General features: G+C 57.7%; 12 protein-coding genes. 8 read left to right on the forward strand and 4 right to left on the reverse strand.

What is annotated here, in order from left to right; all coding sequences use genetic code 11:
• Positions 1-472: 472 nt before the first annotated feature.
• The 3 genes from BLT09_RS01200 to BLT09_RS01210 are packed head-to-tail and all read right to left on the reverse strand — an operon-like array spanning position 473 to position 2,994.
• Positions 473-1,450 (reverse strand): nitroreductase family protein, encoded by a 978-nt coding sequence (locus BLT09_RS01200; protein WP_091590112.1) that lies wholly within the window; start codon positions 1,448-1,450, stop codon positions 473-475.
• Positions 1,451-1,475: 25 nt separating this feature from the next.
• Positions 1,476-2,642 (reverse strand): polysaccharide pyruvyl transferase family protein, encoded by a 1,167-nt coding sequence (locus BLT09_RS01205; RefSeq protein WP_091590114.1) that lies wholly within the window; start codon positions 2,640-2,642, stop codon positions 1,476-1,478.
• Between the two features lie 49 nt (positions 2,643-2,691).
• Positions 2,692-2,994 carry a glycosyltransferase gene (locus tag BLT09_RS01210; RefSeq protein ID WP_091590116.1) on the reverse strand — a complete coding sequence of 101 codons (303 nt, stop codon included), beginning with the start codon at positions 2,992-2,994 and terminating at the stop codon, positions 2,692-2,694.
• Positions 2,995-3,302: 308 nt separating this feature from the next.
• Between BLT09_RS01210 and BLT09_RS01215 the strand changes: the two genes are divergently transcribed.
• From BLT09_RS01215 to BLT09_RS01235, 5 genes are all read left to right on the forward strand, one after another.
• On the forward strand, positions 3,303-5,972 hold the full coding sequence (locus BLT09_RS01215; RefSeq protein ID WP_139172473.1) for an SGNH/GDSL hydrolase family protein: 2,670 nt from the start codon (positions 3,303-3,305) through the stop codon (positions 5,970-5,972).
• Entirely contained in the window at positions 5,969-6,229 is a 261-nt protein-coding gene (locus BLT09_RS01220; protein WP_208602465.1) for an acyl carrier protein, read from the forward strand. The genes BLT09_RS01215 and BLT09_RS01220 overlap by 4 nt, the downstream gene beginning before the upstream one ends.
• An 8-nt stretch (positions 6,230-6,237) precedes the next feature.
• Positions 6,238-7,800, forward strand: coding sequence for an amino acid adenylation domain-containing protein (locus BLT09_RS01225; RefSeq protein ID WP_091590119.1), 1,563 nt, complete (start codon positions 6,238-6,240; stop codon positions 7,798-7,800).
• On the forward strand, positions 7,800-8,948 hold the full coding sequence (locus BLT09_RS01230) for an acyl-CoA dehydrogenase family protein (protein WP_091590121.1): 1,149 nt from the start codon (positions 7,800-7,802) through the stop codon (positions 8,946-8,948). The genes BLT09_RS01225 and BLT09_RS01230 overlap by 1 nt, the downstream gene beginning before the upstream one ends.
• A 259-nt stretch (positions 8,949-9,207) precedes the next feature.
• On the forward strand, positions 9,208-10,359 hold the full coding sequence (locus tag BLT09_RS01235) for a glycosyltransferase (RefSeq protein ID WP_091590122.1): 1,152 nt from the start codon (positions 9,208-9,210) through the stop codon (positions 10,357-10,359).
• 364 nt (positions 10,360-10,723) lie between these two features.
• Here BLT09_RS01235 and BLT09_RS01240 read toward each other — a convergent pair whose 3' ends face one another.
• Entirely contained in the window at positions 10,724-12,091 is a 1,368-nt protein-coding gene (locus tag BLT09_RS01240) for an exopolysaccharide biosynthesis polyprenyl glycosylphosphotransferase (RefSeq protein WP_167366290.1), read from the reverse strand.
• Positions 12,092-12,482: 391 nt separating this feature from the next.
• Here BLT09_RS01240 and BLT09_RS01245 point away from each other — a divergent pair, with 391 nt between their 5' ends.
• The 3 genes from BLT09_RS01245 to BLT09_RS01255 all read left to right on the forward strand — a co-directional run bounded on the left by BLT09_RS01245 (position 12,483) and on the right by BLT09_RS01255 (position 15,208).
• Complete coding sequence (locus BLT09_RS01245) at positions 12,483-13,205, forward strand: Crp/Fnr family transcriptional regulator (protein ID WP_091590126.1); 723 nt, start codon at positions 12,483-12,485, stop codon at positions 13,203-13,205.
• A gap of 495 nt (positions 13,206-13,700) precedes the next feature.
• Positions 13,701-13,994: a hypothetical protein gene (locus tag BLT09_RS01250; RefSeq protein ID WP_167366323.1), complete on the forward strand. Its 294-nt coding sequence runs from the start codon at positions 13,701-13,703 to the stop codon at positions 13,992-13,994.
• A gap of 242 nt (positions 13,995-14,236) precedes the next feature.
• Positions 14,237-15,208, forward strand: a complete 972-nt coding sequence (locus tag BLT09_RS01255) for a Vgb family protein (RefSeq protein WP_091590128.1) — start codon at positions 14,237-14,239, stop codon at positions 15,206-15,208.
• The last annotated feature ends 128 nt before the right edge of the window (positions 15,209-15,336 follow it).

The following is a 15,336-nucleotide window of genomic DNA, read 5'->3' on the forward strand; positions in this document are numbered from 1 at the left end:
GCCACGCCTCGGTGGGTGCATGCCGTATGGAGATGAACCCCGAATCCTAAGTGTGCCCTTCCTTCTTGGGCCATGACACATGCAGTCCGTAAGGAGGGTTATTCCAACGGCTTCCAGTCGATCAGATCTAACTTGTTGGATTTAAACGTCTCAGAGAACTGCCGCTGTTACCCCGGGCACAGCGGAGAGATTATTTTGTGGTATACCTTGTACCAATATTTCTGCCTCACCTCGTTTGCGCGAAATCGGATCGGAACCGGACTCGTTCAAAAAAGTAGTGGAGGCAGTGCTTTAAGGGACTTATGGGAGGGGCCGGACCCGCAGCTTGCGGATTTTTCGCGTGCTCCACGTTACTTATTGTCGATGTGCGGCGGCAGCTGGTTGGGGCGCGCGAGCGGGCAGTCGATCAAGACGTTGTCCCTTCCCCGAGAAGCCAGCTTGGTTCGATCGCTCTGCAAGTGCCAGCGGAGACTTACTCCTCGGTTACAAACGAGACCACCTCATCAATCGGCCTGCGCGGCGACCTGGCAAATCTGATGGCAGTACCTGCCATAGGGCCAAGGGCGACGCATGCAATCAATCTCTCGCCTGCTCGAATTCGACCTACGTCACGAATTTGCCGTTCAACTCGACTATCGACCGCAAGATTGAGTGGGCAAGCCACGAGCCGAAGTGCCTCCGCGGCCAACAGGAAATGCATTAGGAACAGCGCACCATCGACATAAATCTGGTTTCGTTGATTGCTTCCTCGCCAGGCCCTTGTGTCTGACGTGACAATGGCCAGGTTTGATATGGACTGTGAAAAGCCTCGCGCCCCGCCCTGCAGGGCGAGTATCTGATCGATTTGATGACGGCCCTGGTAGAGGTATACTCTTGTCGCCTGCCTGTTGCATTGGGATGGCGCACCTTGGGCCAAGCGTACCAACTCCAGCAATGTGGTGCGATCTATTAATTGTTCGTCAAAGTATCTAACCGAGCGACGACACTGAAGTCCTTCCAGGAGTGTGAGGGCTGGCCCCCCAATTGGCAGAACGGCGCTTTGAACCCCGCCGGTGAAGGCGACTCCATCAAGCCCATTGAAACGCTCGACGAATTGACGAACTGTCTCAACAAAGGGCTGCTCAGGCTCTCCTGGTGGATGAAGGTCAACATAGGCGCGAAGTGCGCCGACAGCCATTTCAAGCGGAAACGCCCCTAGCGAGGTGTCGTAGGAGGACACCTCATTCATAAGTCGCTTGATTTTTTCCTGGCCAAAACCGGGCCTCCTGTCCTTTAGAGAAAGGCCCTTCTCAATCGAGTGAGCGTCCACGATTATTCGGTAATATAGCCGCTCTTTCTTGGGAACCAACAGCGAATCCCCGTTGTAACGTAGGTAATTTCCAACGTCATATACGTAGGAGATGATTACCTTCGCTTGAGCAGACAGAAGAATTTGCAGTTTTCGAAGCATTTTTATAACATCTTAATTTGTTTTTTTACTTGGCCGCAGGCAGGGCCCTGTCCAGAAACGTACGGCCAATCTCAGCTAGTTCCCGGAGTCGGTTGTCTATCTTCATGTAGTCGTGAACAAGTTTTCCGAGATTTTCGCACATGTCCAGCAAATTGTCCCTGGCACCCTTGCGGTGAATACACACGTACTGAGAGGGAATGCCCATCAGCGTCATCAAAGCTTCGTTCTTAGTGGGGAAGCCGATGGCAGGTCGCCGACTGTCCAGGCAAATCAACGGGCACCGGTTCCGCAGAGCAAATAGTGCCCCATGCATGCGCTCTGACAAGCAGTAGGAGAATTGTGATGCCAGATTTGCCCACTCGAGGGGATCTATAGGCTTTTCGGTGAGATCGATGTCTGCGAGGTGATTGCGATCCGAGACCGATACAATCTGCACGCCGCGCGCCCGCAGAGAGGTCGTAGCCTCTGCATAGAGCTCGTGCTGGCCGGCTATCACCAACGCCCGGGGCCGATTGAAATCCACGCCCCAGGAAGCCAGCTTTACGCGCAGGCTTTCATGAGTGGCATTCGAAGTTAGATCGTGAGTGACTGTCGGGTCTGGGGTCAATGTCACACGATCCGCGAGGCTTGGATCTGCCCAGAGGACCATCTCACGTGTCCGCTCGTCCCGCACGCCGATCGCGACAAATTCGTTCAGGCATTTGGCCATCAAATATCGATTGCGGCGCGGCATTTCGGTCCATTTGGTGCTGCTGCCGGTGCTCGCCGCATATGCTATCTTCGAGCACGCCACTTCTGGCCAGTAGACATTGGGAAATGGGGGACATAGTGGGTTGGTCTGAAGCTTGATCAGCCCACCGAGACGGGAGACGTAGTCGATCTTCCAAACCTCATCGCTACCGACCACAACCGCATCATAGCGGTCGCTTACGTAGCGAAACGTTGGTGACCTATCCTCCGAGTAGAACCTCTTGGGGCTGAGCAGCAGTCCATCGGCGAAGGCGGCAAGCGTTCGCTGGCGTGCGTTTGTCGCCGGCCCATAGCCAGTCTCCAGTCGTCTTGGATAGCGGTGGTCCACGATCTCCGCCGGCGAGCCGGGACGCAGGTCCGAAATGCAGCGTTGGAGGGCGAGGCTCTGAAGCTGCGCCCCCTCGTTGTAACCGGTGTGCAAAGTTAGTGTGCCAATCAACATTTAGCAGGTCCGTTGCTATCAACGGCAAGTTTTCCCGTCAAGTAAAGTATCACACCAGCACGTAGGCAACAATTGCCTCCTCGGCCGAATTGTATTTAACGGTCTTCCAGGAATAGAGGCTGTTTTCAGGAGCGTTTGACTTTGACATACCTTCCGACACCGAGGTGGAAAGATTGAATTCAGCCTCCCACAGGGATGGAAAGACATCTTCGACCGAGCCAGCGAAAGTGACCCTGCTGGAAAGGCCCAACCGGGCCGCCTGTTCCTCGAGAGTGGCGCGGCATTGGCCATCGCCCAGTATGGTGAGTTGCGCCTTTGCCTCGGCGGGAAGTGCCGCGAATTCGTCGATCATGTGCCCGAGCGTTCCGGACTAAGATGACCAAGGCAGATAGAGCGTCGACTGCCATCGGCGTTCGGCTCGCGGCGCGGATTGCGGGGCAGTTCGATCCCATTCGGAATCGGCTTTCAATCGGTCAGATTTAGCTAGCTGGATTTAAGCGACTTAGAGACGGGTCGCTGTTACCTCGGGCACAGCGGAGCGATTTTGTCGTGATAAACTTATGTACTGGAACTTCTGCGTTTGCGCGGAACCGGACTCGTTCAAAGAAGTCAAGGCAACGCTCCAAGGACCGGGCGCTTACCCGTCAGGAGATGGGGGCCATGGGAGGGGGGACCAGCAGCTTGCGGATCTTTCGCGTGCCCCAAAGCTACTTCTTGTCGATGTCCGCCGGCAGCTGGTTGAGGCGCGCCAGCGTGCATTGGGCCAAGACATTGTCTCTTCCCTGGTCGGCGGATCCTACGGAGACTGAGTCGAGAAGCATCCTGGCTTGGTTCGCCATAGCCGGCCAGCTGGCCCTCTTCATCGCGCTGGTCTATCTCCTCAGGCTCGAGACTAATGCGCTTGTCCGCGTCCTGCTCGTTGCCCTCGCCGGCTGGTGCGTGCACTACTTCCTGCCACAGCGTTACCGGCTGCCGTTTTTCGTGCTGCTCTCGTTCGCGGCTATCGCCGCAGTCTTCGCGAACCTTGGGCCCAACTGGCACCACTGGAGATTTGAGGGTTTCATCGATGCCGCCTGGATCGCCGCCATTGGGCTCGTACTGATCGGAATTGTCCACCTACCCATCGCTTTTGGATGGAGAGTGCTGGCGCTGGTTGGCGCCGGCTGCGGGCTCGCCGCCGCACGAATGGACTGGATTGCGACCCCGTGGACGCGCGCCGTCTGGCCCGTGCTCGCTTCGATGTTCATGTTCCGTCTCATTGTCTATGCGTATGAAATGCGGCGTGACCAGAGGATGGCGACGGTTTCGGAACGTCTCGCGTATTTTTTCATGTTGCCGAACGTGTGCTTCCCGCTCTTTCCGGTCGTAGATTTTAGAACTTTCCGTAGCAGCTACTACAATGCTGACCGGCACTACATCTATCAAACGGGCGTTCAGTGGATGTTCCGCGGCGCTGTCCATTTGATATGCTACCGTATCGTGTACCAGCGGTTTGTGATCGATGCTGCGGACGTACACAATCAGATTGAGCTTTTGCAATTTATCATATGGCCATTTTTACTTTACCTGAAGGTTTCAGGAACTTTTCACATAATCACCGGAATTTTGCATTTATTTGGATTTAATCTTCCAGAAACCCACAATCTGTACTTTCTTTCCTCAAGTTTCACAGATTTCTGGCGTCGAATAAATATATACTGGAAGGATTTCATAATGAAAATTGTATACTATCCATTGTATTTTCGTTTTCGACGCTGGGGAGAGAGCGTAGCGCTGGTCAGCGCGACCCTCCTGGCGTTCGTCGCGACTTGGCTGCTGCACAACTATCAGTGGTTCTGGCTACGTGGCACCTGGGTATTCACCTGGAACGACTTCCTCTTCTGGATGATCCTGGCCGTGCTTGTGACGATCAACGCCCTCTATGAAATGCGGCACGGTCGCACGCGGCGCCTGCGTGGCGGGGCGCTCAGCTGGAACGGTGCGCTGCAAACCGCGGGCCGGACTATTGGCGTATTCGTCGTCATCTGCCTCCTTTGGTCCTTTTGGAGCGCGAGCTCGGTCCCGCAATGGTTCTCGGTCTTCGACACTGTGGGCGTGAAAGACCCTGGCAAAACGACGCCCGCCCTCGTACTCGTCGCGGTGGCAGCTATCGTTGGCATTCCTGCGCTTGCGCTCGCGCGCGGCGGCGCTGACCGCCAGTACAGTTTCCGACGGTCGGTTGCGTCGGTCGGTGTCTGCGGGTTGATCGCGGTTTGCATCTCGCTCCCCGTGGTTCACGATCGCTTCGGCGAGACGGTCAGCACCGCAATGGCCGATATTAGAACGCCGAACCTGAATAGCCGTGACAATGCGAACCTGGAGCGCGGCTACTACGAGAACCTCGTCAATGTCGGCGCATTTAACCCGGAACTGTGGATTGTCTATGGCCAACGACCACCCGACGGATGGGAAGGGTTAAACGAGTCGCCGCTGATCGAGTTCACGGGTGCGCTTCCCACGACCTATCTGCGTCCAATCTCCCAGGCAGACTTTAAGGGAACGCGGGTCCACATCAACCGCTGGGGCATGCGCGATAAGGATTACGAAAAGCTTCCTTCTCCCGGCACCCTGCGAATAGCAATCGTCGGCTCTTCGCACGTCTTCGGTGCGGGCGTCGCGGATGAGGAGACTTTCGAGGGCCTGCTGGAGCAGCGGCTGAATGAACAGGCGGCCGACAGCGGGTATCGACACTACGACGTGTTGAACTTTGCCATCGGGGATTATTCCAGCCTGGACATACTGGCCATCATCGAGGATCGGGTGCTTTCATTCAAACCAAATTACATTTTCTACTTTGAGCACAGCGGGCTTGTTCCGCGAATGATAGAGAAGGTCGTGAAAGCAATCCAGAATGGCTCCGCATATCGCTACGACTTTGTGCGCGACATTGTACGCGAAAGCGGAATAGATACCAGCACCGACCCCGACGTGCTTACAAGAGAGCTCAAGCGCTATGAGGAAAGACTTCTGCGTGTGATCTATTCTCGAATCGTCGAAACCGCGAAGCGAGAAGGTGTTGGGGTCTCTTGGATCTATCTTCCCAGGCCGGACGAGGGGACCAGTCCCGAGCTGGAGAGGCGCCTCGCTGCCGAGGCTGGATTCAACGTTCTCGATCTTTCCGGTGTGTATGACGGGTATGATTGGCGGACCCTTCTTGTGGCACCTTGGGACAAACACCCAAACGCCACCGGCCATAGGCTCATCGCGGAAAAACTTTACGAGGTCCTGCAGCAACACCAGGATCTAATTCCCCTGAACCTGGCGGTTGCTCCGCCAAAGGAGGACCGATGAACTCGATCCAGATCAGGACGATGGCCAGGGATTTCATATTGAATGAGTTCCTGCCCGGTGAAAGGCCGGAGAATCTGACGGATTCAACGGAGCTGATAACGGACGGCATTCTCGACTCGCTGGCGACGCTTAAGCTCGTTGCCTACCTGGAAAAATCCTGCGGCATCGAAATCGCCCCTGACGAACTCGTGCCGGAGAACCTGAACTCCATCGCCCAAATTGCCAATTTCGTCCAGTCGAAGCAGGCGTCCACATAGAGCTCGCCATGACGGTCGCTGCCTTACATGAGTATCTGGAACAGAGCGCGAAGCGGTATCCCCAGACGTGCGCCGCTGTCGAGGCGAACTCTGGGCGCCAGATCACCTACGGCGAGCTCGACGCTCTGTCGGACCAAGTCCGCGACCATCTGCGTCGGATCGGCGTCCGGCCGGCGGACCGCGTCGGCATTTGCCTTCCAAAATCGATCGCCTCGCTCGCTGTTCTGTTCGGCATCCTGAAGGTGGGCGCGGCCTATGTGCCCGTCGACTCTCTGGCACCGCCTGCGCGTAACGCGTTCATATTTAACGACTGCGGCGTGCGCGCGATTTTCGTGGAGGCGTCCCGGGCCGAAGCTTTGCGCTGTGAGTTGGCGCGCTTGGCTGCGGAACCTAGTCTCTTGCCGCTCGACTGGTCCGACGGTCCGTCGCCGCTCGCGGCGTACCTGGCTGGCGTAGAGGCCGGCGGCTTGGCGGTGGAGGACGAATCGGCGCGGCCGGGGCCGGACAACCTCGCTTACGTGCTTTACACTTCGGGCTCGACCGGCCAGCCGAAGGGCGTGATGCTGACGCATCGTAATGGCTCGAGCTACGTGGACTGGTGTTCCGAAATCCTCGCCCCTGACGCGAACGACCGCTTCTCCTCCCATGCGCCTTTCCACTTCGACCTGTCTATTCTCGACATCTTCGTACCGCTGAAGCACGGCGCGACCGTATTCCTCATCGGTGAGGAGCTCGGCAAGAATCCGGCCCGGATGGCGTCGATTATCGCCGAGCGGCGGTTGACCGTCTGGTATTCCACGCCCTCCGTACTCACGCTTCTGGTCGAGCACGGCAGTCTTGATGCTCGCGACGACCACGCTCTTCGGTTCATTCTATTTGCCGGCGAGGTTTTTCCGGTCAAGCATCTGCGCAGGCTAAAGGCTGTGGTCCCACGCGCACGCTACCTGAATCTCTACGGCCCAACCGAAACCAACGTCTGCACCTACTACGAAATCCCGCAGACGATCGCCGAAGACCGCTCGGCGCCGTTTCCGATCGGGCGCGCCTGCTCGCATGTTGAGGCGCGGGTGATCGATGCGAATGGTCGCAACGTGCCGCGAGGCCAGGAAGGCGAGCTCGCAATCAGCGGTGCTCCCGTGATGCTGGGCTATTGGAACATGCCTGAGCGAACAAGCGCCGCTTTTCATTTCGATTCAAGCGGTCGCTGGTACCGCACCGGCGATGTAGTGATCGAAGGCGATGGCGGAGTCTACACCTTCCGCGGTCGACGCGACCGGATGGTGAAGAGACGGGGATATCGGATCGAACTCGGCGAGATCGAGACGGCGCTCTATCGCCATCCAGCGATCTCCGAGGTGGCGGCGATCGCTCGCTCGGAAGAGTCGGGCGTCTCCATAAAGGTGTTCTATGCCTCGCGCGACGGCCATGCGCTGTCGCTCATCGAGCTGAAGCGGTTCTGCGCCCACAACTTGCCGGCCTACATGGCCCCGGACTGGTTCTCGCATCAGCAGTTACTTCCCAAGACCTCGACAGATAAAATCGACTACCAGCATCTGATGAGGATGGAGTAGTGGATTTCGCGCTGAACGAGGAGCAGCGTATCCTGCGTGGCCAGATCCTTCGCTTCGCGCAAGATAAGCTCAATAAAGATGTCAGGCAGCGCGACCGAGACCAAGTATTCCAGCGCGAGTTGTGGGGGGCTTGCGCGCAGATGGGCCTGACCGGCCTGCCAGTCCCCCAGGCCTACGGGGGACCCGGTCTCGATTCCCTGTCCACGGCCATTGCAATCGATGCGCTTGGCTACGGCTGCGAGGATTCCGGCTTGGTCTTCTCGATCTGCGCCCACCTTCTGGCCTGCGTGGTGCCGATTTGGAAGTTCGGCACTGAAGAGCAGAAGAATCGATATCTTCCGGGGCTCTGTGATGGCACTTTGATCGCAGCTAATGCGATGAGCGAACCGGAGTCGGGCTCCGATGCATTTGCGATGCAAACCCGGGCGGAGCCTCATGGCGACGGCTTTCTAATCAACGGCACGAAGACCTTCGTGAGCAACGGGCCGGTGGCAGATGTTGCCGTCGTCTTTGCTGTCACTGACCGCGCCAAGGGATATTTCGGCGGCATCACGAGCTTCCTCGTGGACCGCGCGCTGCCGGGCTATCGGGTCGCGCAAAAGTTCGAAAAAATGGGACTGCGGACGTCTCCGATCGGGGAGCTTGTCTTCGAGGACGTATTTGTTTCGAAGGACGCTGTTCTCGGTGGAGTGGGCGGCGGCTCCAGGCTGTTCGCTCATAGTATGGACTGGGAGCGGGCGTGCCTGTTCGCCAGTCATATAGGCACCATGGAGCGGCTTCTGGAAAAGGCAGTGGCCTATACGCGCACCCGACGTCAGTCCGGCCAGGCCATCTCTAAGCACCAGGCGGTCGCCCATAAGATCGCCGACATGAAGATGCAGGTGGAGGCGGCCCGACTGCTCGTCTACAAGGCGGCCTGGGGCCTTGAGCGCTCCCAGTCCGTTTCCCTCGACGCCGCTGTTTCGAAGCTCTTTGTGAGCGAATCGCTAGTTCGCACCACGCTCGATGTCGTCCAGGTCTTCGGCGGCTATGGTTTCTTAAGCGAATTCGAGGTCGAACGTGCCGTGCGTGATGCCATCGGCAGCAAGCTCTATTCCGGAACTTCTGAGATACAGCGCAACATTATTGCTGGCTGGCTGGGGCTTTGATGACGGCTGTGGTCAGAACCTGTCCGTGAAGAGGCGGCGTGTGCTGCCGCTGGGCCTGCCGTCAGTTCGCGAAAAAGGGCGACGCTCGATTTTGGTAGGGCAACCGGAGAGTGGTACTATCGCAACCCATGGAGCCACTGGGGCGAGGGCGCTTTTGTCGTTCGACCTGAGTGCGTCCGCCCAGCCCGTGGTCTCCGAACTTGCGGCTCAGAGGCGAAGAACCAGACCTGCCGCGACGCGTGAAAGATAGGCTTTGTGGATGCGGCTTCTCTATATACATTCTGCGCACGTCCCGGCGCCGGCCGCCAATGCGGTACAGGTCGCAAAGATGTGCCATGCATTTTGGGTTGCCGGAGCGGAGGTCCTGCTAGCGCTTCCACGCGCCTCCATGAATTCACGGGATCATTATGAAAAGATCGCGCGCGAATACGGATTCGCTACCGAGTTCCCATTCCGCGTTCTCCCTGTACCCTTTTGGCCTGTGCCCGGCCGGGAGCTTTTTTTTGCTGTGCTGGCGCTGCTTGCTGCGGTCTGGCTGCGGCCGCAAGTCGTCTTTACACGCTCGGCTACTGTAGCGCTTGTTTCTGCCGGACTTTTCCGGTTCACGACCGTTTTTGAGCTTCACGACCCGATTGGCAGTTTGAGCAGACGTCAGCGTCAACGCCTTGCCAAACTGATAGGCCTAGAGACATTCCGTATGCTGGTCGTCACGTCGCAACGTCTGCGGGACGACAGCATCCGCCTCTTTCCTCAACATGCGGGAAAATTTCTCATCGCGCCCAATGGCGCGGATCCTGTTCCGCCGAATGTCGAGCCATGCAGCCTCAGCGGCACGTTCAAGGTTGGTTATGTCGGACACCTTTATAAGGGAAAAGGCATGGAGATAATAAGCGCGATTGCGCCTCGATGCGGCTGGGCGACATTTCACATCGTCGGGGGAACACCAGGCGATATAGAGTATTGGACATCGAAGCTGGCCAAATGCCCGAACATAGTGTTTCACGGCTACGTTCCTCACGCCGCGACATGTGCCTACTTGGCCGAAATGGACGTTGTACTCGCGCCCTATCTTAGAGATGTAGAGGGCCAGGGCGGCGGTCGGAATATCGCTGAGGGAATGTCGCCGCTCAAGCTCTTCGAATATATGGCGCATGGCAAACCCATAGTGTCCTCCGACCTGTCAGTTATACGAGAAGTTTTGAGGGATAGAATCAACAGCATTCTGGTGTCGCCAGACAACCCGTCCGACTGGGTCAAAGCTCTTCAGCGCCTGCGCGAAAACAAGGCGCTTCGGGATCAGATTGGTCGGCAGGCGAAGGCAGACTTTCTGTCCAGGTACAGCCGCATCGCACGCGCAACCAACATTCTAGAGGAAATCAAGAGCCGGATGCCGTCGAGCGGAAGCTCATAGGACTGAACAATTTCTCGTGTTGAAGTCGGTGCGCCGCCAGCAAGCCTGCTTTCCGTTCGCCGCAATGAGGCCCGTGGTCCGTCCTGAACCGTTGAATGGCAAGATCCGACTGCCCCGGCTTTTTGCTGAGGTTCCGTCATGCGTTGCTCCGACCATCTCCCCGCCTCGCGTTGATTTTCGCATTGAGCTAGCCTGCGAGATGCCCCCACTGTCCGGCGACTGAACCGGCGCGAACCGGATTGTGAGGCTCAATGTACTCGCTGGCGGCGGGATCGCCCGAAGTATCAGAATCAAAGCTATCCGTTCAATCGGTCGGAGGATGGACTACATTCATCCACTCAGCTTCTTGAGAAGATGGTATACATCAATAAGCGTTGCGATCCGAAAACATCACTAGAGCAGTTCTCCAAATTATCTTAATGTCGAGAAGCATGCTCCAGGATTTTATATACCAGAGGTCATGCTCAACGCGTTTTTCCATCCTCCAGAGTTCCTTCGTTTCCCCTCGAAAGCCATTGATCTGAGCCCACCCTGTTAGACCGGGTTTTACATGATGGCGATAAGCATAGCTCGCAATGGTCAAAGTATAGGTGTCGTCATGAGCGACGGCGTGCGGTCGGGGCCCAACCAGGGACATCTCCCCCCGAAGCACGTTTAATAATTGCGGCAGTTCGTCGATGTTTGACCGGCGCAATATTCGGCCAAGTCGGGTAACCCGCGCATCATTGCGCTGAGCCTGGCGAATTTGTGCACCGTTCTCCTGCACCGTCATCGATCGGAATTTGTAAATATTGAACGGCTTACCACCAAAACCTCGTCGCATCTGCCGGAACACCACAGGGCGACCGTTCTCGAGCGCTATGGCACATGCGACCAAGGCCATCAACGGACAAAGGAACAGCAGTAGCAGGGATGCAACAGCAATATCGAACAACCGCTTGAGCAGGCGTTCGGCAGGCCTCAACGGCACACGCTGGACTTCGAAGGCTCGCTGCCAGCCGGTGTGCAGCGGCCTTCCAGCCAGAATTTTATCTATGTAGGCGTCGGCGAAAAGATAAATCGGCAGCGGGAGGCGGGACATTTCCTCCAGGATGCGTTCGATCAACTTCCGCTGGTCCCAAGAGCAAAAGAGATAAACTGCCCCATACGAGCCACTACGGAACGCAGCCTGTGCAGCCGCGACGGCGGCATGCACCGATCGTGCTGCGATCGTGTCATCATGGTTCTCGATGTTCGAAACACCACAAACCGCGATGCCCTGTTGCCCAAGCTTGTTGATTATCCCCTGTTCCTTTCCCGGAACGCCAGAGTAAAACAGATAAACTGTGCGCAACACGAGTTTCTCAGCCGCCAGAAGCCGTTTCAGCCCACGCGCTAGAACCGCGTGGCCAGGCAGCAGGATTGGGAATCCGACCGCAAACGCCAGCGTCAAGGAGCCGCGCGAGAACGTCGACGTCGTCTTCGTGAGAAAGGCGAGCCAGAGAATTGAAAAGAAAACAAACAGCCAGCCGCTAAAGAGTGTTTTGATCCTGCAGTGATCGTCCAGGATGCCACTAACCGTGTAGGCGCCCCTGGCGGTCATGAATGCGACCAGCAACAGGCCGGCGGTAACACTTAGGCAGATCGAATCCCAGACATCCGGCGGCCTCACCTCGAAGGCCCTATGATAGAGCTCAATTGACGCAAGAAGTATTGTCTGTCCAAGGAGGAAATCAGCAGTTGCGAGAAACACGCAAACTGCTCCCACGGGGAGCCGTAGCGGCTCTACGCTCCGCTTCCAGAGCGCACGCGACGCCTCGGTAGGTGCATGCCGCATAAGACGACCCCCCGAATCCTGTTGCATCCCTTCTCCTCTATGGGTCATGGCACACGCCATCCCATAAGGAAGGAGGGGGTTATCCCAACGGCTTCCAGTCGGTTAGATTTGATTTAAATGTCTCAGAGACATGTCGCTGTTACCCCGGGCACAGACGAGTCGCTATTTTATCGTATTCTAATGTGTTAATATTTTCTGCCGTAACCCGTTCGCGTGAGAACGGACTGGAGGTCGGACTCGTTCTAAGAGGTGGTCAAGGCAATGCTTTAGGGGGCTGGGGCGCTTACCCTATCAGGGAGAGGGAGCCATGACAGAGAATGGCGCTGAGGTTCGAGTCAAACAGCTGAACAACATACGCTTATTTCGGCAATTTGGACAAGATACTCTTAGTGAAATGGCGAAAGCAGCCATCCTACGGAGGGTTCCTAAGAATAAAGTCTTAACTCACCTTGGGGATATACCGCGTTATATTTACTATATAATTCGCGGAAAAGTTCGTCTTAGTGTCCCCCTCTCAGACGGCCGAGAATTCATCTTTTCCGATCTTGGTCCTGGTGACACTTTCGATTTGACTAGATTGTTCATCGCGCGACACAGTAACATGAACGCTGCGTCAGTCGTGGACAGCGACTTGCTCCAAATCGAAGCAGCTTTCATGGCTAGTGTCTTCGACAAGCACCCGGACCTCGCACTGAAAGTGATCCCGTATTTATGCCAAGCAACGCACGACGCGCAAGAGCGAGTGATCCACAGTGCGTCGAATGCCCTATCCATTCGATTGGCGAGCACGGTCTTGCGATTGATTGAGACCCCGCACAGCACGGCTACCGTGAATGGAGCTCAGAGAATCCACATTTCGCAGACCGACCTCGCGGCAATGATCCCGGCGTCTCGAGCGAAAGTGAATCGTTGCCTGAGAGAATGGGAACGGCGGTATGTGACCCAATACGACCGCGGCTCGCTGACGATTCTCAATCGCACCGCATTAGAGTCTGTTGCTCTTGGCTACTCGCGTTTGATCGTTCAATGATGCCTTGCCCGTGTGCTCGGGATCTCCACGCCATCCTCCGGGAAGCTCGGATCGTTCGGTAAAGTCCTTTACGTCGGCGTCGTAGGTCGCCGCACTGGACACTGCCGGCGAGATGGCAACGCACTCGCGCAGCCCCGTGCGTCCCCACGGGCCCTCGGCTCCCGGTGGAATTGGTGCGTCGCCAGACCGGCCGGCGCAACCTCCTGGCCCAGATGCGGCTCGGCAGCTTGCGAAATGAGGCAGCTGAGGGTCGACTGTTTGCCCAAGCGGTCAGCTTGCTGCTGGAACGCGTCGGGAAAGAATTGTGGCTCGGCGTCAGGAGCCGCCCAGCCAGCTGCCGCAAGCGACCGGCAATCGCCGGCGCTTTTTTGTGCCGCCCAAGATTGGCCACGCAGAGAGCACCGCCATTCTTTTGCTGTGCGCGATGCGACTTTGCTGTTGGGGAATCCGGGATTATTATCGGCTCCGCCCATGTACATCACGTCGGTGGAAAAAATGGATCTGCAAGCCTTCAGAGGTTCGATTGCGAAATCACAGCCGCCCGCCGGCCTGAGTCCGGCCCTGGAGGCGCTGTGGTGGGATGCAAAGGGCGATTGGGATAAGGCGCACGAGCGTGCACAGCTGCGCGACGATACGGCTTGTATGCGCGTGCATGCCTACCTCCATCGCAAGGAAGGCGATCAATCCAATGCGGAGTATTGGTATCGTCGCTGCGACGCCGCGCCGTCGACTTTGACGCTTGATGAGGAATGGCAAGAGTTGGCGCGGGAACTTTTGCGGCAAAGCTGACGCCTTCGGCACGCCAAGTCCAATTGCGGGCCGCGGTTGCGTCGTCGTAACGCAGGTTTCCCATGATGCTACCGCCTATCGACGATTCTGGGCTTGCAGGCCTAGGCGAGGGCAGGGGCTGCACTAGCTCCTGACTTTGATCAGCAAGCGGCACGGCGAGCCCGCCATCTCCGCAGTGGCGCGAAAAGGATACGTGGATCGCTCGCTGTGCAAATTGAAACGCGCGATGTGAGGAGTTCGCCATGTTTCGTACGATTGCGTCGGCGCTGTTCGCCGCGCTGCTCTGCTCGGTGGCCGCGCGTGCCGCCTCGGAGGAGGTCCGCTACTATCCCGTTCCGGAGGGCGCCGGCCCGCACGATGTCGCTCCGGCGCCGGATGGCTCCGTATGGTACACCGCCCAGGCACAGGGCGCGCTTGGGCGGCTCGATCCTGATACAGGCGCCGTCAGGCACATCACCCTTGGCGACGGTTCGGCGCCGCACGGCGTGATCGTCGGTCCCGACGGCGCCGCTTGGGTGACCGACGGCGGCCTCAGCGCCATCGTGCGCGTTGATGCCGAAACGGAAGCGGTGAAGGCCTTTCCGCTCCCCGAGGGGCACCGCTACGCGAACCTCAACACCGCTTCCTTCGACAAACACGGGAGGCTCTGGTTCACCGGGCAGGAGGGCATCTACGGCAGGCTCGATCCGGCGAGCGGCAAGGTCGACGTTTGGAACGCGCCGCGCGGTCGCGGCGCCTATGGGATCACAACCACGCCGTCCGGTGAAGTCTACTACGCCTCGCTCGCCGGCAACCATATCGCCAGGATCGATGTTTCGACCGGCGAGGCTTCCCCGATCGACCCGCCGACCGTGGATCAGGGCGCCCGCCGCGTCTGGTCGGATTCCAAAGGCCGCATCTGGGTCAGCGAATGGAACGCCGGCCAGGTTAGCGTCTTCGATCCGGCCGCAAATGACTGGCGCAGCTGGAAGCTGCCCGGAGACGAGCCCCAGGCCTATGCCGTCTATGTCGATGAACGCGACAAGGTCTGGCTCACCGATTTCAGCGCGAACGCCATCGTCCGCTTCGACCCGGCAACGCAGACCATCGCGAGCTTCCCGTCCGACCGCGACAACGCCAACGTGCGCCAGCTCAACGGGCGCTCCGGCGAGGTATGGGGCGCGGAGTCCGGTACCGACCGCCTTGTCTTGATCGAGACCGAAACGGGCGAATAAAGCAAAAGAGGTCTAATGCATGTCGCGCAAAAGTGTGCAGCGGTTTTGCGATAACGACATGCATAAAAACAACAACCTAAAGCGCGTCGCATGAGGCCCGGCCAAACGCGACGCGCTTTAGCCAACGA

Source organism: Mesorhizobium muleiense, from assembly GCF_900099905.1.
In the GTDB taxonomy this organism is placed as follows: domain Bacteria; phylum Pseudomonadota; class Alphaproteobacteria; order Rhizobiales; family Rhizobiaceae; genus Mesorhizobium; species Mesorhizobium muleiense.